General features: G+C 48.0%; 21 protein-coding genes. 11 read left to right on the plus strand and 10 right to left on the minus strand.

From position 1 onward, the window contains the following. Positions 1-18: 18 nt before the first annotated feature. From AB6B37_RS14125 to AB6B37_RS14135, 3 genes are all read right to left on the minus strand, one after another. A complete protein-coding gene (locus AB6B37_RS14125) occupies positions 19-3,231 on the minus strand; it encodes an efflux RND transporter permease subunit (protein ID WP_371396477.1) in 3,213 nt (1,070 codons plus the stop codon). Between the two features lie 2 nt (positions 3,232-3,233). Then, positions 3,234-4,673 carry an efflux RND transporter periplasmic adaptor subunit gene (locus tag AB6B37_RS14130; protein WP_371396478.1) on the minus strand — a complete coding sequence of 480 codons (1,440 nt, stop codon included), beginning with the start codon at positions 4,671-4,673 and terminating at the stop codon, positions 3,234-3,236. Positions 4,674-4,765: 92 nt separating this feature from the next. Then, positions 4,766-6,253 carry an efflux transporter outer membrane subunit gene (locus AB6B37_RS14135; RefSeq protein ID WP_371396479.1) on the minus strand — a complete coding sequence of 496 codons (1,488 nt, stop codon included), beginning with the start codon at positions 6,251-6,253 and terminating at the stop codon, positions 4,766-4,768. Positions 6,254-6,398: 145 nt separating this feature from the next. Here AB6B37_RS14135 and AB6B37_RS14140 point away from each other — a divergent pair, with 145 nt between their 5' ends. From AB6B37_RS14140 to phoB, 4 genes are all read left to right on the plus strand, one after another. Beyond that, the gene (locus AB6B37_RS14140) at positions 6,399-6,584 is read left to right on the plus strand and encodes a hypothetical protein (RefSeq protein WP_371396480.1); all 186 of its coding nucleotides are present in this window, start codon (positions 6,399-6,401) and stop codon (positions 6,582-6,584) included. 90 nt (positions 6,585-6,674) lie between these two features. Next, positions 6,675-8,132 (plus strand): ATP-binding protein, encoded by a 1,458-nt coding sequence (locus AB6B37_RS14145; RefSeq protein ID WP_371396481.1) that lies wholly within the window; start codon positions 6,675-6,677, stop codon positions 8,130-8,132. Positions 8,133-8,291: 159 nt separating this feature from the next. Beyond that, positions 8,292-8,954, plus strand: coding sequence for a phosphate signaling complex protein PhoU (gene phoU, locus AB6B37_RS14150; RefSeq protein WP_371396482.1), 663 nt, complete (start codon positions 8,292-8,294; stop codon positions 8,952-8,954). Between the two features lie 16 nt (positions 8,955-8,970). Further along, positions 8,971-9,666 carry a phosphate regulon transcriptional regulator PhoB gene (gene phoB, locus AB6B37_RS14155; protein ID WP_371396483.1) on the plus strand — a complete coding sequence of 232 codons (696 nt, stop codon included), beginning with the start codon at positions 8,971-8,973 and terminating at the stop codon, positions 9,664-9,666. Positions 9,667-9,683: 17 nt separating this feature from the next. On the opposite strand, the gene AB6B37_RS14160 is transcribed toward phoB, so the two are convergent. Further along, on the minus strand, positions 9,684-10,241 hold the full coding sequence (locus AB6B37_RS14160; protein ID WP_371396484.1) for an ActR/PrrA/RegA family redox response regulator transcription factor: 558 nt from the start codon (positions 10,239-10,241) through the stop codon (positions 9,684-9,686). 233 nt (positions 10,242-10,474) lie between these two features. Here AB6B37_RS14160 and AB6B37_RS14165 point away from each other — a divergent pair, with 233 nt between their 5' ends. From AB6B37_RS14165 to AB6B37_RS14175, 3 genes are all read left to right on the plus strand, one after another. After that, positions 10,475-11,602 carry a DegT/DnrJ/EryC1/StrS family aminotransferase gene (locus AB6B37_RS14165; RefSeq protein ID WP_371396485.1) on the plus strand — a complete coding sequence of 376 codons (1,128 nt, stop codon included), beginning with the start codon at positions 10,475-10,477 and terminating at the stop codon, positions 11,600-11,602. Positions 11,603-11,703: 101 nt separating this feature from the next. After that, entirely contained in the window at positions 11,704-12,462 is a 759-nt protein-coding gene (locus AB6B37_RS14170) for a polysaccharide biosynthesis/export family protein (protein ID WP_371396486.1), read from the plus strand. Between the two features lie 357 nt (positions 12,463-12,819). Further along, positions 12,820-13,425 carry a sugar transferase gene (locus tag AB6B37_RS14175; RefSeq protein ID WP_371396487.1) on the plus strand — a complete coding sequence of 202 codons (606 nt, stop codon included), beginning with the start codon at positions 12,820-12,822 and terminating at the stop codon, positions 13,423-13,425. 50 nt (positions 13,426-13,475) lie between these two features. Here the strand turns inward: AB6B37_RS14175 and AB6B37_RS14180 are convergent, their stop codons facing one another. Continuing rightward, positions 13,476-14,267: a metallophosphoesterase family protein gene (locus AB6B37_RS14180; protein WP_371396488.1), complete on the minus strand. Its 792-nt coding sequence runs from the start codon at positions 14,265-14,267 to the stop codon at positions 13,476-13,478. 296 nt (positions 14,268-14,563) lie between these two features. Here AB6B37_RS14180 and AB6B37_RS14185 point away from each other — a divergent pair, with 296 nt between their 5' ends. The 4 genes from AB6B37_RS14185 to AB6B37_RS14200 are packed head-to-tail and all read left to right on the plus strand — an operon-like array spanning position 14,564 to position 18,344. After that, positions 14,564-15,796, plus strand: coding sequence for a hypothetical protein (locus tag AB6B37_RS14185; protein ID WP_371396489.1), 1,233 nt, complete (start codon positions 14,564-14,566; stop codon positions 15,794-15,796). An 18-nt stretch (positions 15,797-15,814) separates the two neighbouring features. Next, a complete protein-coding gene (locus AB6B37_RS14190) occupies positions 15,815-16,657 on the plus strand; it encodes a phosphorylcholine transferase LicD (RefSeq protein WP_371396490.1) in 843 nt (280 codons plus the stop codon). Beyond that, complete coding sequence (locus AB6B37_RS14195; protein ID WP_371396491.1) at positions 16,654-17,505, plus strand: glycosyltransferase; 852 nt, start codon at positions 16,654-16,656, stop codon at positions 17,503-17,505. The genes AB6B37_RS14190 and AB6B37_RS14195 overlap by 4 nt, the downstream gene beginning before the upstream one ends. 2 nt (positions 17,506-17,507) lie before the next feature. Next, complete coding sequence (locus AB6B37_RS14200) at positions 17,508-18,344, plus strand: hypothetical protein (RefSeq protein ID WP_371396492.1); 837 nt, start codon at positions 17,508-17,510, stop codon at positions 18,342-18,344. A 199-nt stretch (positions 18,345-18,543) separates the two neighbouring features. Here AB6B37_RS14200 and AB6B37_RS14205 read toward each other — a convergent pair whose 3' ends face one another. From AB6B37_RS14205 to gmd, 5 genes are all read right to left on the minus strand, one after another. Then, complete coding sequence (locus tag AB6B37_RS14205) at positions 18,544-19,320, minus strand: hypothetical protein (RefSeq protein WP_371396493.1); 777 nt, start codon at positions 19,318-19,320, stop codon at positions 18,544-18,546. Beyond that, positions 19,320-19,757 (minus strand): adenylyltransferase/cytidyltransferase family protein, encoded by a 438-nt coding sequence (locus tag AB6B37_RS14210; RefSeq protein WP_371396494.1) that lies wholly within the window; start codon positions 19,755-19,757, stop codon positions 19,320-19,322. Before AB6B37_RS14210 ends, AB6B37_RS14205 begins: the two co-directional genes overlap by 1 nt. 279 nt (positions 19,758-20,036) lie before the next feature. Beyond that, positions 20,037-21,203: a DegT/DnrJ/EryC1/StrS family aminotransferase gene (locus AB6B37_RS14215; protein WP_371396495.1), complete on the minus strand. Its 1,167-nt coding sequence runs from the start codon at positions 21,201-21,203 to the stop codon at positions 20,037-20,039. Between the two features lie 18 nt (positions 21,204-21,221). Continuing rightward, on the minus strand, positions 21,222-22,160 hold the full coding sequence (locus AB6B37_RS14220) for a GDP-L-fucose synthase family protein (RefSeq protein ID WP_371396496.1): 939 nt from the start codon (positions 22,158-22,160) through the stop codon (positions 21,222-21,224). A 14-nt stretch (positions 22,161-22,174) separates the two neighbouring features. Beyond that, a complete protein-coding gene (gene gmd, locus AB6B37_RS14225) occupies positions 22,175-23,302 on the minus strand; it encodes a GDP-mannose 4,6-dehydratase (RefSeq protein WP_371396497.1) in 1,128 nt (375 codons plus the stop codon). Between the last annotated feature and the right edge of the window lie 13 nt (positions 23,303-23,315).

Here is a 23,315-nt window from a genome sequence, read left to right on the forward strand (position 1 = left end):
GTTATAATTATAGGTTTGTTATTCAGCAGGAACAGGCGTTCCAGCTCCAAGATCGGCCTTATCTGCCAATTCCAAATCTTCCAAGGCCAGTTGAACATTGGGGTCATAGGTGCTGCCGAGCGGCGGTTGCTTCACCCCTGTCCAAATGCCTTTCCATCCGCGCGATATATCAATGCCCATGGCAAACATCGCAGGTACAAGGAATAACGTTAGGAAGAAGTCAAACAAAACACCAAAGGCCAAAGCCACCACAAGCGGTTTTAAAAATTCCGCTTGGGCAGAGTTTTCCGCCAGCATGGGCAAGATACCGACAAAGGTCGTCAATGAGGTGAGTAGAATGGGGCGAAAGCGCGATACACAGGCATCGACAATCGACTGATACGCGCCAATACCGCGCGCACGGAGGCGGTTTACATAATCAATTAAAACCAGATTGTCATTAATTGCCACACCCGCCGCCGCAAAGAAGCCAAAGATAGACATGAATGACATTGGAATCCCCGTGACCAACGCCCCGACCACCATGCCGACATAGGCAAAAGGAATGGCGACCAGAATTAAGAGAGGCTGAGAATAGGATTTAAACGCAATGGCAAGGATCATATAGGTCACCGCCAAAACGAATAACCCAAAGAACATCAATTCGCGCATTTGACGTTGTTGCTCTTCGTCTACGCCAACCAATATGCGTTCGGCATCAGGATATTTAATATTCCATTCCGGTAGAAAGTTTGCTTCTAAGTCATCCATAATTTCTTGGCGCACATCGGCCTCGCCGATAACTACGGCACCGGTGTAGGCGACTTGTTTACGGTCGCGACGGTTGACCCGCGACACACCAGGGCCGAAGCTGACATCGGCCACTTCAAAGAGAGGAACTTCAACACCGCCTGCCCCACGAATGCGCAGGTTTTTCAGCGTGTCAATCGAGTCGCGCGCGGCTTCGGGATAGCGCACAACCACACGCACATCTTCACCGTTACGCGGCAAGCGCTGTACTTCGCGGCCAAAAAACGCTTCGCGCACCTGGCGGGATACATCCGCCAATGTAATGCCCAAGGCCTGAGCGCCTGGTTTAAGTTGAAAACGCATTTCCTGCGCGCTGCTTTCAAAATTATCCCATGTGCGAGCGACGCCACTATAGCTATCGAATTGCGTTTTCAAATCCTTGATGGCAGCCTCAAGCGTGGTTGGGTTTTTCGCTGCAACCCCAAAGAAAAGACCACGATTATTATTACCGCCACCCCCTGCATTAATTGACACGCGGTAAGCATCAGGAATTTCACCGAGGTATTTTTCAAACGCCTGTTCAATATCAGTATTGCTGACCGTGTCGCGTTTTTCGAGTGGTGCAAGACCTAAAAACGCCTGTAATCTATTCCCCGCAATAAAGCTGCCCGGGGACGGAATGATGGTATAATCAACGCCAAAATCCTGCTTGCCATTTTCGTTTAAGCGTTCAATTGCCTCTGACATTTGGTTTTGCACTTGCAAGAGACGATTATAGGAGGTGCCTTCGGGGAAGCGAATGTTGACCTGCATCATATCGCCACTAACATTACCGTCAGGCGAATATTTTGCGTAACCAAATTTCGCTGCGCCAAAGGCCAATACAAATAGCGCGATGAAGCTTGTGAAGGTCGCATAACGCCATTTGATACAAAACGCCGCCACAGGCCTGAATACATTGCTAGCAAAGTTAACAAGGCTTTGGGATATCCGCTCTTGTGTCCGGATTAGGAAATTTTCAGAGCCCTTTTTGATCGGTTTTAAATGGCGCAAATGTGCTGGCAAAATTAAGAAGGACTCAATCAAAGAGAACAGCAAAGCCGCAACCACAACAAATGTAATTTGCGATGTGATTGTGACTTGCGAAACGGTCAACATAGCAAAAGGCGAGAACGCCAGCATGGTCGTTAGGACCGCGAAGAAGACGGGCTTGGCGACCATAGATGCCCCCGCAATCGCCCCGCGTTCTCCCGTGACACCATTTTCCACATGCAAGTGAACGCTTTCACCCACAACAATCGCGTCATCCACAATAATCCCAATAACTAATAAGAAGGCAAAGACAGAGAAAATATTAAAGCTAATGCCCATGGCCGGTGCGATGGCCAAAGCCCCCATAAAGGCAATGAGAATTCCGACACTCACCCAAACGGCTACGACAGGCCGCAGAAAGAGGCACAGAAAAATAAGGACCAGCACCATACCCATAAGGGCGTTGGTGAAAATCAAGTTCATCATACCACCAAAACCGTCGGCCATATTGGCCCAAACCTCTAAGGTAATTCCAGGGGGGAGCGTCTCATTACGCTCTTTTACAAACTCTTCAAAAATACGGCCCGTCTTTGTGATGTTGCTTTTTTCAGGTGACAACACGCGCATAAACATGGCGGGCTTACCTTTATATTCAGACTTGAAATCAAAATCTTCAAAACCGTCAATAACCCGTGCGATATCTTTGACCCGCACTGTGCCGCCAGAGGCCGATTGACGAATGATAATATCTTCAAATTCCGCCTTGGATACGGCCTGATTACGCGTGCGAAGTTGCAGGGAGCCCGTCGATGTGCGCACTTCGCCCGCTGATGCGTTGAGCGACGTGCCAGAAATAGCTTGAGCGACTTGGGAGAAGGTCAGATTAAAGCGGCGCAAATCGTTTTCAGAAATCTCAATTGTGATCTCTTCTTCCAATTTGGTAATCATCTGCGTTAGCTCACCGCCGGGCAGCTTGGCCATTTCGCGCGTGATATCTATGGCAAGGCGTTGCAGTTCTTTGCGGTCAACATCATCCTGCCCGTAAAGCGCAAGATAGAGATAATCAATTTCAATGTCGCCGCGCCGTGTGTTCAGGCGAAAGGCGTCTGGTGGCAGATTATTGATGCCATCAACACGGGATTTAACTTGGTCTAAAATTCGGTCAAAATCAGATGTCACAAGCGTCTGAATAGTCACAGAGCCGCTACCTTCGCGGGCGTTGGCTTCGATATAGTCGATGCCGTCAATGCCTTCAATCGCCTGCTCAATACGCGAGATGATTTGTTCTTGGATGTCATTGGGCGACGCGCCGAGCCAGACGCCTGATACGCTAATCGTTGTAACCTTTGGCGCAGGAACAAATTCACGCTCTAATTTGAAAAAGCCGTATATCCCCATAAGGATAATTGCGACCATCAAAAGATTAGCCGCAATTGCGTTTTTAACCCACCATCCAAGAAATCGCTTCATCGTTAGTTCCCTCCACCTGGCGGATTATCTGATGTCGCAGTGCCCTCGCCTGGCTTTTTGTCACTTTTTTCATCGACTTTAGTGTCGTCTTTCTTTTTACGCCCAAAAAGGCCGCGCTTTTCTTCTTTGTCATCCGGTTTGGCTGCCTCTTCGGCTTCAGCTTTTTTAACCCAGTCAGGTTTAGGCGGCTCTATGAGGACAACGGTTGGATCATTGGCATCCAGCACCTTAAAAGATAGCGTGAGTTGCGATTTTTCTAACGGCGAGACAATGACGTATTCGCCGGGCTCCACACCTGATTTCAAAACCGCGCGCTGTGCGTTGGTGTCGTACACCACTGCGTCGCGGCTTTCAGCTTTACCTTTGTCATCGACAACATAGACTTTGTCTTCGGGACGAAGCGCGTCGCGCGGAATAACAATGGCGCTTTCCAGCGTGCGGCCAATAATATCAGCATCAACAAATAAGCCAGGGGGCAGCGGCGTGCCGTCTTCTGACGCGCCTTTGCCGTAAGGGTCTAGCACTTCGACAATGGCCGACAACGTGCGTGTTTGCGGATCAAAAGTTCCGTCTGTACGCACAATTTTACCATTCCAAATTTGTTTTTTGCCCGCGATCACGGCTGACAAAATAACGTCCGTCGCCTTAGACCTATCTGTGACAGCCATAGAGAGCGGAATATCAACGCGGGTTAGGTCCGCGTCATTTAGCGACAAAGGAATTTCAACCGCCTCTGTTGAAAACACGCGGGCCAGCCGTGTGCCAGGCCCAACAAATTGACCAACATCAGCAAAGCGCTCACGAATGCGACCATTGAACGGCGCGCGAATTGTAGCGCGCGACAGCTGTAATTTTGCATTATTTAAATCAGCTTGCGCGGATAATAAATTGGCTTCAGCTTCGGCGAGTTGCGGCTTGCGCAGGGTCAACGGTGACGGTTCACCCCCGCGCCCTAAATCCGCCCAATCCTGGCGCGCAATTTCACCTTCGGCTTTTTCACGAATGACAAGCTGTTCAGCGCGAGCTATGCCAGCTTGCGCCCGTAACACGGCGACTTGAAAATCTGCCTCTTCAATTTTTAACAAGATATCGCCTGTTTTAAATTGACCGCCTGCCACAAATTGATCGGACACATAAACAACTTTGCCGCCCACTTGCGGCGTGAGGTCAACTTCGGTCCGAGGGCGCGATTGTCCTTGCACCAACGCGTCCAAGACAACGGTATCTGAATAGGCTTGCTGCGCCATAATCGCGAGCGACGGGTCACGGCGTTTTTTGGCTTCGGGCGGTGATTTACCGGCTGCCATTAAAAACAGTAATAACCCAGCAAAAAGGATAATCGCAAAAATAACTCCAACCACGACAAGCTTTCGCGTCGGGCTGCCAACAGCATCTTGCGCCGCAACACTGTTTTGGGGGATGTAGTTTTTGTTCTGACTCATAAGAGCAGTCCTTTATGCGTGGGACACCCGAATAGAGGCGTCCCTGTAAATCATACGCTTAATTTAAGCCCACGTCTTGGTCTTTATAACAGCTATGGCTGCAAAGACGCAAAATTGACCTCATTTTCAGCCAGTTGAGGGCTTAAATTACCATTATTGGTGATATCACCGCCGCCCAAGGCGACATGAAGACGAACACGATTAGAAAGACGCTCTTTACGCGCACTGATCAGTTGGCTCTCAGCGCTAAGGCGGCGTGATTGACTGTCCAGTAATTGCAGGATGCTGGCAAGGCCTTCTGTGTAGCGCAATTCCAAGCGGCGTTCGGCTTCTACCGCTTCTTCAAGCGATGTGCGCAACGCCACTTCGCGTTCCTCAAGCCGGTCTTCGGCGTCAAGGGCGTTTTCTACCTCTAGGTAAGCGGTCAGTACAGCGCCCGTATAACCTTCGAGTTGCTGGCGCAGAATTTGGTCTTGTTGTTCAATATTGGCTTTGATGCGGCCGCCTTGAAAAATTGGCGCAGTCAGTCCTGCTGTTAGGCTGGCAACCAGTGAGTCGATATCAAAGATATTATTTAAGGCAGATGCGTTATCAGTGATATTGCCCGACAACGTTAGGCTAGGCAAAAGCGCCTTGCGGGCCACATCCACATTCAACCCTGCCGCACGCATACGGCGTTCCGCAGCAAGCAAATCCGGGCGATGACGCAGCACAAAGGCTGGCGTTCCCGCGCCGCTAAGTAGCGGAAGTGGCGGCAGGTCAGCTGCAGCGGTTAAGCTTTCGTCAGGGTATTCGCGGAGCAGGACTTCGAGCGAACGCGATAGCGCCGATAAGCGTTGGCGACGGCTAGATTGCAAAGCTTGGGCATTGGCGAGTGATGAGCGCGCAAGCCGAACATCAGACGACCCCGTCACGCCGCCTTCAAAACGGCGCGTTGTGAGCCGCAATGCGCGTTCTTGCGTTTCAACCTCACGCTCTGACAGCTCCGTCAAAAGACGCGCCTCAATCAGGTCAAACCATGTTTGGGTCACCCGTGCGGCAATCGCCAAGCGCGCGCCAGCATAATCAGCATCAGAGGCAGCGACATCTAGTTCAGCTGCGTCAACCCCGTCGCGAATACGGCCCCAAAGGTCATATTCCCAGCTAGCATCGACACGTGCCGAAATAGAGCTAGACCCACCAATAAGGTCATTGCCACTTTCAGTACGCCCTACGCCGCCGCCCGCTGTCACCGATGGCAATAAATCAGCTTGGGTAATGCCCAAACGGGCTAGTGCGGCGCGGTAGCGGGCCTCTGACACGCGGATATCAGTATTTTGCGACAAAGCCTGATCAACAAGGGCTGTAAGCTGGTTGTCGTTAAAGCCTGCAATCCAATCTGTGCGCGGTAAATCCTCTGGCGCGGCCTCGCTCCACTGCAAAGCGCCTGTCTGCGATATAGGCGCAGCAGGCACATCCGCAGCGACAACGGTTTTTTGCGGTTTTAAATCGAGCGTGGAACAGCCCGTTAACATCACAGCACTTAAGGCTGTAGCCCTCAACACCATGGCACTGGCGGTGAGCGAAAATAATTTAGTCATATCTGTCTCCCTTCCCTGTCTTAGGCCGTTATTTTTATAAATGTCAATAAAAATTATCGAAAAACGATAATACAGAGACGGTTTTATTCTCATCTGGGCGTCCGGTTATATAGTCATGAATAAGCACAATGGTCATGATAAATTATTGTCATGTTTAACAAAACTGGCCCATATCTGTAAGGTGCTGCCGCGCACAACATTTTCAGAGAAGCCAATTATTATTATGTTACGCAAAAAAGACGGTTTTGTGACATTGTCGCGCGGCACTTATAGCCTTATTGCGCTAGACGCTATCTATGGTCTATGGGCGTGGAGCAGAACCATATTATAGCGGTAAATAAGATAGACTTATCATCACGAGGCCCAATAAAGTTATATGCCAGTACCGCCTGAAATTGACACAGACAAAGAGGTATCCAATATGCCCTCTTTATCACCTCACCCTGTCGATGAGCCGACACCACGGTTAGATCCGACCGACAGAGCGATTATCGCGCTTATTGGTTTTGGGCTTATGCTCGTCATGGCGGCGTTTACCGAGACACATTTTATCATTGCCATTATAAGCGCCCTCACCTTTACATTTTTAGTGCAACTCTATGGACGCCTGCCTCGGCGTGAATTTATAAGCTCAAGCGAGCGCCGCCGCATATCGGCCTCTGATGATAATATGTTTGGCGAACGCGCGATCGCAGAGAGCCTGCTGGACGGAATCTGGATTGTGAACCCTATTGGTCGGATCATCTATGCCAATCAAACGGCAGAAGACATATGGGGCAAAATAGAGGTGGGCCAACGCATGACAACGGTGACCCGCGCCATGGTCATCCAGACTGTGGTCAGTGATGCCCACGCGGGGCGCGTTGTTGATCCTGTGCATTATCATTCCGAAACACCAACAGATTTGCATCTGCGTATATCTGCCAGCCCAATCCTGCCCAGTGGCATTGACGACACACGATATCGCCATGCTCTTGTGGTGTTTCGCGACGAGACCGCATCAGAAAAAGCCGCCGTCATGCAAGGGGACTTTCTGGCCAATGCCTCACATGAGCTAAAGACGCCGATAGCCTCGCTACTGGGTTATATTGAAACCCTACGCGGCCATGCCAAGGACGACCCTATCGCACGCGATAAATTTCTCGGTATTATGCAAGAACAAGCCGAGCGGATGCAGCGGCTTATCAGTGACTTGTTGTCTTTACGCCAAATTGAACAGGTTGAACATATTGCACCCAGCGGGAAAGCTGATTTTGCCCAAGCGACGCAACGTGCCATTGACACCATCTCGCCAATGGCGCGAAAGCGCGGCGTGTCGTTGGCCGCCGTCGACCTTAGCCCGCAATGGGTCATCGGCCACGAGGACGAACTTGTGCAGCTTTGCGTCAATATCATCGACAATGCCGTGAAGATGAGCCCAAAAGGCGGGACTGTTTCGGTCAGGCTGTCACGGTCAGAAACATGGCGCCCACAAAGCCTGACGCTGCGGGCAGATGATAATGAACGCACGAAAACGCGTCTCATCATTGCCCCGCCCAATACACAGCGCCCCTATGTTGTCTTGCAAGTCAAAGACGAAGGGCCTGGATTTTCCAAAGATCATCTCCCCCGTATTGGCGAGCGGTTTTACCGTGTCATGGGCGACCGGCTATCGCGAGAAAAAGGGACTGGTCTAGGTCTCGCTATTGTGAAACATATCATCATGCGTCACAGGGGCGGCCTTCATATCAAAACGTTGTCCAAGCCCAAAGAGGATATTTTTGGCATGGTGGACACCACGGTGCAAGAGGCCTCCGAAACAGGCGACAATCCCGTTAAAACAGGCACTCAATTCACCGCGATTATACCCGCAGCAACGGACACAGCACCAGATCAATAAACACCGCTAGAAAAATCAAGCAAATCAATCTATGCCGAATTGATTTCATAAATGTGTCATAAAACAGTAATAGAATAGACACGAAACCGCCCTAAGCGGCCCAATAAAGGTAGATACGCTATGCACGCTGATCACATAAACCCAACATATGACAACGATTTGAATCTTTTAAACAATTCACTGTCCCAAATGGGCGCAATCGTCGAAGATATGATAGGGGGCGCTATACGCGCTGTCAAAAAGCGCGACTCAGAGCTCGCAAAAGCGACTATTCTGCGCGATAAAGAGGTCAACACTCTACAAGAAGAAATTGACGCAGACGCGCTTCGCTTACTGGCCCTCCGCCATCCAATTGCCACAGATTTACGCCGCGTTATCGGCACCATCCGCGCCACTAATGATTTAGAACGCATGGGCGATTTGGCCGAAGGCATCGCCCGTCGCGCACTCGACGTCAACGCCTTTGAGGCTGTTGATTTGGCCCGCGGTGTATCGCGCATGGGCAAGCTGGTTAAACGCCAAGTCAAAGACGCGCTTGACGCCATGTTTACAGAGAATGCCGATAAAGCTGTGCAGGTCTGGCTTCATGACCAAGATGTTGACGCGCTTTATGCGTCGTTGTTTCGGGAACTTCTGACCTATATGATGGAAGATCACCGCAACATCAAAGCCTGTACCAGCCTTTTGTTTATCGCTAAAAACCTAGAGCGCATTGGCGACCATGCGACCAATATTTCCGAGATAGTGTACTTCACCGTTCACGGGCGGTCATTGACAAATGACGACCTTGTTCTGGACGGTCAAGAAGAGGATGAAGACTAGCCCTTCAAGAGATGCCGTGAAACCCTATGTATTAATTATCGAAGACGAAGATGCCATTCTGACGCTTCTACAATATAATTTTGAAAAAGAGGGTTATGACGTCGGCATAGCAGAAGACGGCGAGATGGGCCTCGTTGCCGCGTCTGAGCGCACACCAGATTTAATTGTCCTAGATTGGATGATGCCAAAACTGTCTGGTGTAGAGGTTTGCCGTCGTCTGCGCCGCAAGCCAGAGACCCGCGCCACGCCCATTATTATGCTAACGGCACGCGGCGAAGAGACCGATAAAATATCAGGCCTTGATTATGGGGCTGATGATTACATGGTCAAACCGTTTTCTATGCCAGAGCTTTTGGCCCGCGTGCGTGCCATACTCCGCCGGACCTCGCCTAGCTTGCTTGAAGAGGTTATACGTCATGGTGATTTAGAAATTGACGTATCCGCCTTTCGCGTTAAACGCGGCGAAACTGAAATCCATCTCGGCCCAACAGAGTTTCGCCTACTTGAGCATTTCATGCGCCACACAGGCCGCGTGTTCTCTCGCGAACAACTGCTTGATAATGTCTGGGGCCGCGATATTTATGTCGAAGCCCGCACGGTGGACGTTCACATTGGACGGCTGCGCAAAGCGCTTAAATCCAATGGCGGTAAAGACCTTATCCGTACCGTGCGTTCAGCAGGCTATGCATTTGAGCCAAAAAGTGGCAACTAACACAATATTGTGAGAGTTTAGCGCGGCGCACGTTTCGCTAAAATACGCTGTAATGTCCGGCGGTGCATATTGAGGCGGCGCGCCGTCTCCGATACATTTTTTCCGCAAAGCTCATAAACGCGTTGAATGTGTTCCCAACGAACGCGATCAGCGGACATGGGATTTTCTGGCGGTTCTGGCGCCTGCCCTTTATCAGCAAGAAGCGCTTTACAGACATCATCGGCGTCTGCGGGTTTGGCGAGATAATCCACAGCCCCGCGTTTAATGGCCGACACAGCCGTCGCTAAATTGCCATAGCCCGTCAGCAAGACCATGCGGCAATCATCGCGCGTTTTGTGGAGCATATCGACAATATCAAGCCCATTACCATCCTCTAGCCGCATATCCAGTACGGCAAAGGCCGGCGGATTAGACGTAACAAGGTTTTTAGCTTCGCCGACAGTTTCAACGAGGGTGACGGTAAAACCGCGCTGTTCCATGGCCCGACCGAGGCGGTTACGAAATGCACCGTCATCGTCCAAAATCATCATGGTTGCGTCGCTGGGTAAATTATAGTCATTTTGCGTAAGTGACATATCTGTCTCCTTTTATATGTTTTATTTACGCGTAACCCCCACAAATAGATGCAAGACAGATGTAAACCCAGGTCTATTTCCCTGCAAAGAAGCCCTGCAAAAATGCAAGGCCCGACATCACGCCTTGTTACGGGGTGTTTTATGACCGGGCTTTCACTTGAACAAAGTTAGTGTCGCTTTTATGAGAACGAGCCTGCGCGCAGATTAGCGCTCGTTTCACCTTAGGATACACAATGAGTTTGGAATTTATCGATCTACAGGCTCAACGCCTGCGCATCAAAGACGAGATTGATACAGCATTAGCAACGGTGCTGGACCATGGCCGGTTTGTGATGGGTCCCGAAGTGGGTGCATTTGAATCAGCGCTCGCTGATTTTGGTATGGCGAAATATGCGCTGGGCTGCGCCAATGGAACTGATGCCTTAATCTTGTCATTAATGGCGTGGCGCATTGGCCCGGGCGACGCAGTCTTCTGTCCATCCTTTACCTATTGCGCTACGGCCGAAGCGGTGGCTATTCGCGGGGCAACACCTGTCTTTATTGATATTGACCGCGAGACCTATAACATTTGCCCCCAAAGCCTTGAACAGGCCATATCTGAGGTAAAAGCACGCGGCGTATTGCGTCCGCGCGCCGTCATTGCTGTGGATTTATTCGGGCAATGCGCTGATTACCCTGCAATTAAAGCCATTGCTGACGCGCATAGCTTAAAGCTTATCTCTGATAGCGCCCAAGCATTTGGCGCGACATTAAATGGACATCACCCGTTGCATTGGGCGGATATCACCACAACATCTTTTTTCCCAGCCAAACCTTTGGGGTGTTACGGCGACGGGGGCGCTATTTTAACCAATGACGAAGCCTTGATGACGGAAATTGACAGCCTTCGCATTCACGGCAAAGGCACCGATAAATATGATAATGTGCGGGTTGGTCTTAACTCCCGTCTCGATACAATGCAGGCTGCGATACTGCTCGCAAAACTCGCGATTTTTGATGATGAAATCAAGGCCCGTCAAGCCATTGCGGACCGCTATATTGACGGCCTAAAGGATCACGTGTTGCGCGTGCCAAAGGTTAAAAACGGCGGGCAAAGCACATGGGCGCAGTTTACCATTGAAGTACAAAACCCCGCCAGTTTTGCAGCACAGATGGGCGAAGCAGGCATCCCAACGGCACGTTATTATCCCAAGCCAATCCACAAACAGACGGCCTATGCGCATTTCCCCGTGGCGGGCAACGGTTTGGCCCGAACGGACGACGCATCACACAGCGTTATTAGCCTACCGATGCACCCTTATCTGGAGAACGATGTACAAGACCGCATTATTGAAACAGCCATTAAGGCCGCCAAAATATAGGCTCGCTGCATTTATTACTCTTGCTCGCGTCTTTTGCGTTTCAATTGTCAGTGGAATTTGGCACATAAAGGCATGGTTAGAACATTTACAGGCATGATTTAATGCGATTACGGCCCTTGGCAGTGATGGCAAGTCTTGCACTTGGCCTGTGCGCGCAAACTGCGCTCGCGCAAGTCGGCGGCGATGACGGCTGGGTCAGCCTTGAAGATATTATGCGCGAAGAAGGCATCATTCCTAACAGCCAGCCGCAGACCGAAAACGCCGATGATTTTAGCGCCCCAACCTATATCCCGCCACAACGTGATAGCTTAATTGCGGGGGATCAATTTCGCGTGACGGTCGTTGGCCATTCGCAACTATCCAAAATTTATACAGTCGATGATTACGGCGAAGCCGACCTAGACCTGGTTGGGCCCTTAATCGTGCGCGGATTGTCGCTGGACGACCTGTCAGTCAATATTCAGCGGCTCTATAATCGCGAGTACTTGCAAAATGCTGTGGTCAAAATCGAGCGCTATATTCCGCCAGTATCGATTAAGGTTAAGGCGCGAAACACAACTGAAAAAATCATCTCGGCCCCCAATCAATCACCTTTACTCGACGTTTTGCAGGACGAATATGAAATGACCTCTTTAGAGCTCTCATCAGTCATCATGGTACGAAACGCGGCCGGTCAACTATCCCATGTTATACCTGCTAACACCTTTATCGGTAACAGCTATAAAGGTCCGCCCCTAAACGCAAATGACACGATTTTTATTGGCGAATGGTACAGCATTTTATCAGAAAACAGGGCGTTAAAGAACACACCCTATTTAAACGCTTTAATCAAGCGCTCTATTGAAGTGTATAAGCCGTAAGGGCCATTTTGCTTGCCGCTTTTGGTAACCCCCAAGAAAAACCAATGGAGCAGGCAAATGTACTTTGGGATCTTTTAAAATAATAATCGTAAATTTGAATGCGGTTATTCGATATCTAATCTATGTATTATTGGCACAATATAAGCGATGGTAATCACGAAGAATGTGATGCTGGTGGCCCTTAAAATTTTAGCCGCTAGGTTAACAAAACACTTGCACTGGCGCGGCAGCTGTGAAAAAGACGCCGCTCGGGCGCGAGAAGACCTGCAAGCACGTGCGTTAACACGAATAAGACGCGCTGTTTCAATAGGCTGCCTCCGTTAATTAGGGTTCAGACAGGCGCGGGCCACGAGTCAAATGATGAAACAAACATTAAAACAGCGTTTTCAGGCGCATTACCCTGTGGTGAAACGGGCGCAAGATATTGTTATATCTGGCACTTTATTGTTGATGCTCTCGCCTATCCTTATTTTAACAGCCTTGGCTGTAGCCTTGACGTCTAAGGGGCCTATCTTTTTCTGGTCTGCCCGCACGGGTTACAAAGGGCAGCCTTTTATAATGCCTAAGTTTCGTACAATGACGCAGGGCTCCAAAGTTATGCAGCGCGAGATTGCAACGGACACAGATATATGCGTCACAAAGGTTGGGCACATTTTGCGCAAATCTAGCCTCGACGAGCTCCCGCAGCTTTGGAGTGTTTTAAAAGGCGATATGAGCCTCATTGGACCGCGTCCGCTCTTAGTCAATGATCAAGTTGTTGCGCAGCGTTCAAAGCATGCCGAGATTTTTGACGTGAAACCTGGTATCACTGGCCTCGCGCAAGTCAATGGCCGTAACTTTATCACCATGCGTAATAAAGTCCGCTATGATGCGTTTTATGCAAACCGCGTCTGTATGATCCTGGATATGAAGATAGCACTTCGGACTTTCGGCGCCGTGATTGATACAAAGCTTGTCAAATAAAGACCGGTTTTAATACATGTCCCAGCCTCAAAGCGTAGATAGCTTAGGCCTTAGGCGGGCGGGGCTGCGGTTTCGGTGCTTTGCAAAAATGATAGTGATGTATCTTTCACGACCAAGGCCGTCAAAGGCCCGCCGTGGCATGCGCCGGTATCCACCGCTATTCGGTTTGGTAATATCTCTGCGGCCTCTACAACGCTGTGTCCGTGAACAATCATATGCGGGTGCGGCTTTTTATAATCCAAGAACCGTTTTCTGATCCAACGCATATCAGCGGCGCTTTGCTCAGTAAGGGCAACACCAGGCTTTATCCCAGCATGCACGCACATGAAGTCACCGAACATATGATAGTCTTTGAACCCGCGTATAAACTCTAAGTGATCCTCCGGCACAGCGCGCTGAATATCCGATATAACTCTGTCTGGATCCATCAAGACCGCGCCAAGGCTCTCTACCCCGTAGCTACGGGCGCAGGTCTTCCCACCAAATTGAAACCATGACATCATTGCGTCTGTGTCCCCGCTCAAGACTTGCAGCATAACCTCCTCATGGTTCCCCATGATGAAATGCACGTTGGCAAAATCGGGATTATAGTCTTTGAGAAAGGCAATGACTTCTTTGGATGCAGGGCCGCGGTCCATAAGGTCGCCGAGGAAGATTATATCGGCATCACGCTCTGGATGGGCGCGGCGCTCATCTTCGATTTTCATCAGCAACTCTTGGAGCGCGTCAAAACAGCCATGGACATCACCAATCATAAACCCAATGGCATTGTTTGGGCCTGATGGCGCGACCGTATTTGATACCGCAGCCGCGGCCTTGCGGCGATTGAATAAACCGAACATTTCGACACCTTTTCATGCGCCCACATGGTGGATAACGCGACAATTTTCCTACCGCGTGATCAGATTTTACACATAGGGGCACTATGCCAGAAAGCCAATGTAAAGCCAGCCTAAATGGTCATGGCCCGACTTTGGACTGGGTAGATTTTACAGCCATGTAGATAAAGCATAAGGGCGCGCCACCCCGTAAAATGGGGGTTTTCCCATGCCTTTAATAATTGTATGTATATTGGTCTATTAAGATTGTTTTTTGTTAGCCTCATACGTATGTTGACGCTTTTGCGATGGTTAGTCCGATGAAGTTAGTGAGAAATGCCCTTCTGTTACTGTGCTTCTTCCCGTCTATTACCTTCGGCGTTCTTGCCGCAGAAATATTCCCGTGGGCCATTTTATTTTTTATTGCGTCAATTCATCTGATTCAGCCTAGGTTATTAGTCTCAAGCGGAATGTTAATTCTTCCGCTTTTAATTTCTGCTGCGGTAGCGACGACCAATTTTTCAGGCGCAGATTCGTTGAGAAGCGTCGCGGCATATTTAAACGTCGTCGCCGCATTTATTGTTTTTCTAAGTCTTAGACAGGACGCCGTCGAGGCATCCTGCCGGCTCGTTAAAAACGTTTTAATTTTTCTAATCGTCATGGGTGTTTTACAATTTTTGAATTTGCTTGGCTTTTTAGAGGGGGTTTTATCATTTATTGTCCCGCGTGCCTCTGTCACCTCATTGTCCGAAATGGGCAATCGCGGGGTTACACTTTTGTCTAGTGAGCCTAGTCGAGCTGGGGTGGAGATTGTATATCTCTATGTCTTGTGCAGACTAGTGTTCATCAAAGAAAAATTCGGCATTTTTCTTGATATCCTTTGTATCGTTTTCTTACTTACTATTATTAAGGCTGTTCAGCCCTTAGCTTTTGGAATATTCGCGGTATCGCTTTTTTTGATCAAAAAGCCGAGTCATGCAGTCGCTGTGGTGGCTATCCTTTTGATTGGTTTGACCCTTGGTGTGAATGTAGAGGAAGGTCGTGCTGTTGTTCTTTTGGAGACGCTCGCGAGCTCGGGTTCTTTCTCCGACGCTATCTTTTTTCTGGCCAACGAATCTGGACACCGCCTCTTAACAACTTATGCCTTTACCGCCTACGGTTTTCAGAACCCTTTTGGTGCGGGGGTCGGAATGTGGCCCATTGCCTCTATCGAAGCTCTTCGTGCAACAGGCGTAGACATAACCCAATTAAGGTATTTTCTTATTCATGGGGATGGTAACTACATTTCCGTGCGGGGTTCTGGCTTGTTATCAAATATGATGTTAGACGTTGGCATTGTTGGGACCTCTGCGTTTATTTACTGGGTTTTTTATGCCACCCGGAATATCCGTAGAAAGGATAAGACCACCATACTCGTGCTTACATTATTGTTTGTGAAGATTGCATTTATTGGCTCCGTTGGAGAACCTCTTCCTTGGATAATCACGGCGCTTGCTTTAAAATGGAATTACAATTTACCGCGCAACCAACACATAATGTCGCGATCGCACTAACACGTTGAGGATAGCACTATGGATAAGTGCGAGGATGAAACTACTGAAACTCACCAAATGGATCTAGCTGGACTGCATAATGTGCTTTTGATGATCGCTAGAGACTTTGATGATTTTTGTACATCAAATGAGATTACATATTACTTGATGGGCGGTACCGCTCTGGGCGCAATGAGGCACGGCGGTTTCATTCCGTGGGACGATGATTTTGATGTTTTTATGGATAGAAAAAATTATAAAAAGTTCCTTAGCTTAGCGCCCAAAAAACTCAATAATGATAAGTATTATTTTCAAGCTGAAAATACGACTGAATGGCCTTTGTTTTTTTCAAAACTACGCCTGAACGATACAGAGTATGTGGAAAGGTATGAGGATTTAGGGAAAATGCACTGCGGCATTTATATTGATATAATGTGTCTCTATAACAGTTTTTCATTTAAGCCTTTGCGTTATCTGCAATATCTATGTGCTAAAACGCTGTCTGCTTCTGCACTTCATAAGCGGGGTTACAATACAAAGTCTGTCTTAAAGAAAGTCGCTATACGATGCGCATCGATTGCGAATCTTCCCCCTTTAAAAAAATTCCTATTTCGATTTGTGAGCTGTTTAGACGGACGTGAAACAGAGGTTGTAGGGCATTTTTTCGGCAGAGCCCCATTCAAAAGAACGTCATTTTTAAGGGCAAGTCTTGGTAAGCCTCGCCTTGTAAAATTCAACGATATTGTGCTTCCTGTTCCTTCAAATGTGGAGACCTATTTAACGGCTCGATTTGGAGACAAATATATGGATCCTCCGAGTCAGAAGATTTTAAATGCCTATCCGAGCCACCTTTTGCGGTGCAATCTGGGGCCCTACGCATGAACGCGACAGTCGCGCCAGAAGGGCATCCGGTAAAATTTGCTGCGATGTTGTGCCTATATATTAACAATGATCATCTGGAAGTCGAAGCGGCTTTAAAGTCTGCATTTCACAATCAAAGTTTAAAACCTGACCATCTGATCGCTGTCTTTGACGGACCTGTTCATCCTGAGGTCGCGCGCGTCATTGATGACTTTGAAAAAGAGCATAGCGTTACCCGCGTTTACCACGACGCGTGTAAAGGACATGGTCCTTCTAGGTCCGCAGCAATTGATGCTTGCGAACATGATTGGATTGCAATCGTAGACGCGGATGATGTGTCAAAGCCGCATAGATTTGAAGCGACCTGCTCTATCATTAAACAATACCCTGACACGGCTGTTGTGGGCGGCGGGATAACTGAATTTAACACGACTGAAACACTCACCAGCTTTGGCAAAACTAAATCATATCCAGAGAGTCCAGCAGATGTCCGCAGGTATCTAAAGGCAAGATCTCCAATAGCACAGCCCGCGTCTATGCTGCGGGTAGAAGCGATTAAAGCCGTTGGGAATTATATGCCTTGGTTTAATAATGAGGATTATCATCTATGGATACGCCTTGTATCCTCTGGATATGAACTCAGAAATTCCCCTCATTCACTCATATGGTTCCGTACGAACCCAGCTCTTTTCATGAGGCGCGGGGGGTGGCGCTACTGGCTGAATGAGACAAAGTTGCAATTTTACAGCCTCAGGTCTGGCACCACCTCTTTACGCTATGTGGTTCCTGGCGTTGCCTTACGATTCGTAATTCAAGTCATGTCTCCCAACAAAATAAGGAAATATTTTTACGAAAATATTTTGAGATAACTATGATTTCATTCAATCAATATCATAACATTCTGTCAAAACTCAGTCAGAACGGCATCCATTCCCAACCCGTTAAATCTCTTGTGAACAAACAAGGTGATTTGCATGTGTTGGTGATAAAGCACGATGTCGAAGCTAACCTTAAAGCGGCTTTAAGAGCTGCACAAATAGAGACTGAGCTTGGCCATTGCGCGACTTACTATCTTCAAGGCGACTTATTGCAAGAAGAAGGCAGTGCTGAAATTGTAAACAAAATTGCGCAGCTCGGGCACGAGGTCAGTTACCACTATGACGTATTAGACTCATGTGATGGTGACTTCCCTTTGGCCTCGGAAGAATTCGAACATTATAAGAGCCTAATCGAAAGTGCATCGGGGCAGGCCATTGAAACCGTTTGTCCACACGGCAATCCGACGAAGGTTAGAAACGGCTGGAAATCAAATAAAGACTTCTTTAGGTCACCATCGGTACGTCAGAAGTATTCCGAACTCTCTGATATTGTCGTCGATTTTAACACCCTGATGCCTAACGGCACATATATTTCGGATGCAGGCTTTCGACTGCGTAAAATCGGGAACATTTCGGGTAACGATCAGTCCAATGCCAATGCAATTGATGACGGTGTTGACGTGGCCTGGGACACGCTTGAAACTATGTCGCTAATGGACAAATCCATTCTTTTGTCACTACATACGCACAGAATGCGGGACAGCGAGTTTATTTTGTTCTTAACAAAGAAAAGAATAGCGCTGCTTCGCAGTGGTTACAAACTTGGAAGCAAGGTGCCGGGTGTTAAGTGGTTAGCGAACAAGTTCTATGCTTATAGTCGGCGGCTCTAATACAGTCTAAAAGTCTCACAGGCTTGGCGAAGCGCAGACGGTCTGCGCCTCATTGTTATCACGCTATCAAATGATATCCGTTTTCGTGTTGCTTACGGCACTGGCAGCCGTGTGCTTAAACGCTGTAAGCCCCCGGTCAGAATAAATGATACCTTCGTTGCCACTTGTCAGGCTTTTGACGTGAGCGTTAGCTGCTTGGCTATTTATCGGTTCGCCGCTTCTCTTTTCTCTCAATGATTGTCGGCGGTACAGTCCGGTGATAAAGCCTAAATAAAAACTCTTTCGTTTCCCGCACTAAAAAATTAAAGTGTGTCTCTACAGGCCGGTCTTTAAATTCATACTCTTTATTAAGCGTTGAATAGCCTCTGCGCATCCAGAAGCCTTTTCTTAATAGATGATAGTCTTTGAAAACTTTTTTATCTACGGAATATAGATCTATACCTCTCGCGCGCTTACCGCTTTCAATCTCAAAGTCCCAGGCACTTTCTCCGGCTTTCAATAGGGAAAGCAGTGTGTCTTTTTTAAATAAGCCGTATACGAGGGTGCACCGATAAATACCCGTTTCCGATATCTTTTTCACACCAGGCGCCACCCGGTCGGTTTGATAATTATTTGGGTGCATCGTAATATAGGGCCAATCGTGTTTATCGGCCAAAGTTATCGCATGCGTCAGTCTTTCTATATTGACCTTTCTAACAAAAAAGTCGTCAAATATAAAAAGTATGCGTTCTTGTGGTATTTCGGGCAAGCCGCGCAACATATTGCTGGACCAATCGACATCTTCGCCAACCTTGATTGTCGTCACCCTTCCATCTCTATCGTAGTCTTTAAAATTCGTCAGCAGATATAATGGAAGCGGGCAATTGGGCCATGCACGATCAAAATAATCAAAAAATGGGTCCCATAAATCACTCGACCCATCATAAGATAACACACATATCGCGATCTTATCTTTTAGCGCGTCCAAGCCAGTCATTATGAATTATACTCGTTTTCATTAATTAATTCCAAAATTTCCGTAAGACGAGTGGACGATACTTTCTTGGTATATGGGAAATAAACAACATCAACACCGACCGAACGGAGGCGTGCTTCCGCATCAAGAAAAACGGGCTTTCCTCGCCAATCATCCCCAACAAACATTAAATCAAATTGATGCTTTTCCCATGCACCAAACTTATCTCGGTCGTGCACAGGAACAACTTTATCGACAAATTCAATGGCCCCAACAATTGCCATTCTATCCTCATGCGGAATTATTGGCGTCTTGCCTTTATAGCTCTCTACAAGTTCGTCTGAGCTAACCCCTACAATTAACTCACCGCAACCCGCTTTAGCATTCTTTAAAATATTTAAATGCCCTACATGAAACATGTCAAATACACCTGATGTATATCCAATTTTCTTTGTCACAGTTTATTTCCTTTTAACACGATTCACTTTGTAAAATTGACAAAAATAAAACACTCTGCAAAGACAGTTTTTCAATTTACAATGCAGTGATAGCCGTAAGAATGTACATACAAATGTGATTGCATCACTGAGTAAAACTACGCCCTATTTTCCTCAAATGGTGAAGTTTCTTTCATTCTAACTTCCGTGAACCCTTTAGCTACGTGCATCCGCTTAGTCAACCAGCCTGATAACGAGACTTTATATCGGCCTCACTGTTAAACCTAATGCAGCTCAGCGTTATATATTAGAGAGAACATCAACGGCTTCGTTAATGGGGTAATGATGATTACCAATAAAGAGGCCGTGCTGATCAATATAATCAGCATTATCCAGAGTGCCGTGAACTGAATAATCAAAATATTTGATGCATTCATTCTTCACAAAATTACCGGCAACCACCGGACGGCACTCAAACCCTTCAGCGCGCAACATATCAATCACTTCTTTGCGCGTTTTGTTATACTCAGGCTTAATAACGAGGCTAAATCCAAACCAGCTGCTCTCGCCAATCTCTTGTTGGATATAGAATTTATCGCTATCTTTCATCGCGTTTTGAAAAATTACCGCATTGTCCCGGCGTCCACCAATGATGCTTGGTATTTTTTTCACTTGCTCAATACCCAGCGCGCCTGACATTTCAAGGGGGCGCAAATTGTATCCTGGCAGAATGAATTTAAAACTCTCATTGAAGGGATCAGAGTCTTTCGTCCCCGTCAACAAGTTTTCTGTAGGCAAGTTACGCGTCCAGCCATGCGCCCGAATAGAGAGCATTAATTGATACATTTCCTCATCATCTGTGGTGACAATGCCGCCTTCCATGGTTGCAATGTGATGAGAGAAAAATGAAGAGAAGCTGCCCATTAGGCCAAATGTGCCAGCTTGCTTGCTATTAAACGTCGCGCCGAGGCTCTCGCAATTATCTTCAATCAGAACAATATCACGACCAGCGATAATATCATTGATGACATCAAAATCGTTCGGGTTACCGAGGAGGTTCACGGCAAAAATCATGCGTGTATTCTCTGTGACCGCGCTGCGCAGAGCGTCTAAATCAAAGTTTAGCGTATGAAGGTCAATATCAACAAATTTAAGCTTCAGGCCATATTGTTGAAGAGGGTGATAAGTTGTCGACCATGACACAGCAGGGACGATAACTTCGTCGCCCGCCTTCAAGCGCTTTGCAGGGTCTTTGGTATAAAATAACGCTGCAATCATTAATAAATTGGCGGAGGAACCAGAGTTACACATGATGGCATATTCACTGCCAAAGAAGTTGGCGAAGTCTTCTTCAAACTGCTTAACCTTGGGGCCCATGGAGAACATGTCACTTTTAATGACAGCCTGTAGAGCGGCGTATTCTTTGTCATCCCATGTGGATGTCGCGAGGGGAAAACGTGCGGCCATGATAAAATCCTTTAAAAGCTATAGGTCAGCGTAAGGGGTGGTCAGATAAAAAGCATAAGTCTTTTCTATGCCTTGCTCAAGCGATGTTGGAGGCTGCCAACCCCACTGCGTTTGACGTGCCGTCGAGCATAATTTTTGGTTCATGCCAACGGGGCGAGATAAATCATGGGTAAATTCACCCGTCCATCCAATGACCTTGGCCACAGTATCGTAGTAATCGTTAATGCTGTGATCAACACCAACGCCCGTATTCATCAAGGCCGGTAGCGAATCAATTTTGGGTGCGGCCTCTAAAATAAAATCAGCGAGGTCTTCCGCATACATAAATTCACGACGCGCTTCGCCTGAGCCCCATATTTCAACCGTGGGCTCTGACTTGCGCTTTGCCATATGCACTTTGTGGATTATGGCTGGAATTAAATGTGAATTATGCGGATCGAACTTGTCATATTTTCCGAAGAGGTTGCACGGGATAAGCGTTTTATACTGCAGCTCTGGACGTTCTCGGCCAATGTATTCGCACAGCCTCAGCGCCGCAATTTTCGCCAGCGCATAGCCTTCATTCGTTGGTTCTAGCCGCCCTTCGAGAATTTGATCTTCAGAAAGCGGGTTTTCCGCTTCGCGGGGATACACACAGGTCGAGGCCAGGTTAATTAATTTGGGCACATCGGCACGCATCGCGCCCATGATAACATTACGCCCAATGAGAAGATTATCGTCCAGAAATTGAACGGGCGAGGCCATATTAGCCGCAATGCCGCCAACTTTGCCCGCGCTATGAACAACTAAGTCGGGCGCAAGGTCTTTAATAAACCCAGCAACCGCTTTCCCGTCCGTAAGGTCAAGGTCGGCACGCGACGGGGACACAATGTTCCACCCCCCAGCATGCTGGCTACCGCGTATGTTGCGGCCAACCATGCCATTGCCGCCCGTCAGAAATAATGTTGGCTGCGCCACGCCGGATCCCCGTCTTATAATTCGTGAGATTGCGGTAAGCCGTAGCCGTGTTTTTCGACTAATAGATTCCGGCGCGCGGATTTAAGATCTTCACGAACCATCTCGGCGCACATCTCTTCGCAGGTGATTTCTGGTACCCAGCCAAGCTCTGCTTTGGCTTTGGACGGGTCACCCAATAGAGTTTCAACCTCTGTTGGACGGAAGTATTTTGGATCAATACGCACAATGACATCGCCGACTTTTAAATCTGTTTCTGCATCATCAGCGATTGCGTCAACAATGCCAACTTCTTCTGTTCCGCTGCCTTCAAAGCGCATGGTAAGGCCAAGCTCAGCCGCAGACCAGCTAATGAATTGGCGTACAGAGTATTGTTTCCCCGTCGCAATAACAAAGTCTTGCGGTTTATCTTGTTGCAGCATCATCCACTGCATGCGCACAAAATCTTTGGCATGGCCCCAATCCCGAAGCGCGTCGATATTGCCCATATAAAGACATTTATCGAGACCCACAAAGATATTGGCAAGGCCACGCGTAATTTTGCGCGTTACAAATGTTTCGCCGCGGCGCGGGCTTTCGTGGTTAAACAATATGCCGTTACACGCATAAATACCGTAAGCTTCGCGGTAATTCACAGCGATCCAATAAGCGTAAAGCTTTGCCACCGCATAGGGGCTGCGCGGATAAAACGGCGTCGTTTCGCGTTGTGGAATCTCTTGTACCAAGCCGTATAGCTCTGAGGTCGAAGCCTGATAAAATTTAGTTTTCTTTTCTAGCTTCAAAAACCGAATGGCTTCTAGAAGGCGAAGCGTGCCTATGGCATCCACGTCGGCCGTATATTCAGGACTCTCGAAACTAACAGCAACATGGCTTTGCGCACCAAGGTTATAAACCTCGTCAGGTTCGATATCACGTACAAGGCGGGTTAGATTTGAACTATCCGTCAGGTCACCATAATGCAGGAATAAATTTTTGTTATTCTCATGCGGATCTTGGAAAATGTGGTCAATACGCTGCGTGTTGAAGGACGACGCACGGCGTTTGATACCGTGAACCTCATAGCCTTTTGCAAGTAAGAATTCGGCCAAATAGGACCCATCCTGACCTGTGATACCTGTAATAAGGGCTGATTTTCTTTTGGACATCGTGGCCTCGCGC

The organism is Fretibacter rubidus, assembly GCF_041429785.1.
In the GTDB taxonomy this organism is placed as follows: Bacteria; Pseudomonadota; Alphaproteobacteria; order Caulobacterales; family Maricaulaceae; genus Fretibacter; species Fretibacter rubidus.

Coding starts and splice junctions, on each gene's coding strand:
- AB6B37_RS14185 (WP_371396489.1), top strand. CDS start 14,564: ATGAAGTTAGTGAGAAATGCCCTTCTGTTACTGTGCTTCTTCCCGTCT.
- AB6B37_RS14170 (WP_371396486.1), top strand. CDS start 11,704: ATGCGATTACGGCCCTTGGCAGTGATGGCAAGTCTTGCACTTGGCCTG.
- AB6B37_RS14215 (WP_371396495.1), bottom strand. CDS start 21,203: ATGGCCGCACGTTTTCCCCTCGCGACATCCACATGGGATGACAAAGAA.
- AB6B37_RS14160 (WP_371396484.1), bottom strand. CDS start 10,241: ATGTCACTTACGCAAAATGACTATAATTTACCCAGCGACGCAACCATG.
- AB6B37_RS14130 (WP_371396478.1), bottom strand. CDS start 4,673: ATGAGTCAGAACAAAAACTACATCCCCCAAAACAGTGTTGCGGCGCAA.
- gmd (WP_371396497.1), bottom strand. CDS start 23,302: ATGTCCAAAAGAAAATCAGCCCTTATTACAGGTATCACAGGTCAGGAT.
- AB6B37_RS14125 (WP_371396477.1), bottom strand. CDS start 3,231: ATGAAGCGATTTCTTGGATGGTGGGTTAAAAACGCAATTGCGGCTAAT.
- AB6B37_RS14205 (WP_371396493.1), bottom strand. CDS start 19,320: ATGACTGGCTTGGACGCGCTAAAAGATAAGATCGCGATATGTGTGTTA.
- AB6B37_RS14195 (WP_371396491.1), top strand. CDS start 16,654: ATGAACGCGACAGTCGCGCCAGAAGGGCATCCGGTAAAATTTGCTGCG.
- AB6B37_RS14190 (WP_371396490.1), top strand. CDS start 15,815: ATGGATAAGTGCGAGGATGAAACTACTGAAACTCACCAAATGGATCTA.
- AB6B37_RS14165 (WP_371396485.1), top strand. CDS start 10,475: ATGAGTTTGGAATTTATCGATCTACAGGCTCAACGCCTGCGCATCAAA.
- AB6B37_RS14200 (WP_371396492.1), top strand. CDS start 17,508: ATGATTTCATTCAATCAATATCATAACATTCTGTCAAAACTCAGTCAG.
- AB6B37_RS14135 (WP_371396479.1), bottom strand. CDS start 6,253: ATGACTAAATTATTTTCGCTCACCGCCAGTGCCATGGTGTTGAGGGCT.
- AB6B37_RS14175 (WP_371396487.1), top strand. CDS start 12,820: ATGATGAAACAAACATTAAAACAGCGTTTTCAGGCGCATTACCCTGTG.
- AB6B37_RS14145 (WP_371396481.1), top strand. CDS start 6,675: ATGCCCTCTTTATCACCTCACCCTGTCGATGAGCCGACACCACGGTTA.
- AB6B37_RS14180 (WP_371396488.1), bottom strand. CDS start 14,267: ATGTTCGGTTTATTCAATCGCCGCAAGGCCGCGGCTGCGGTATCAAAT.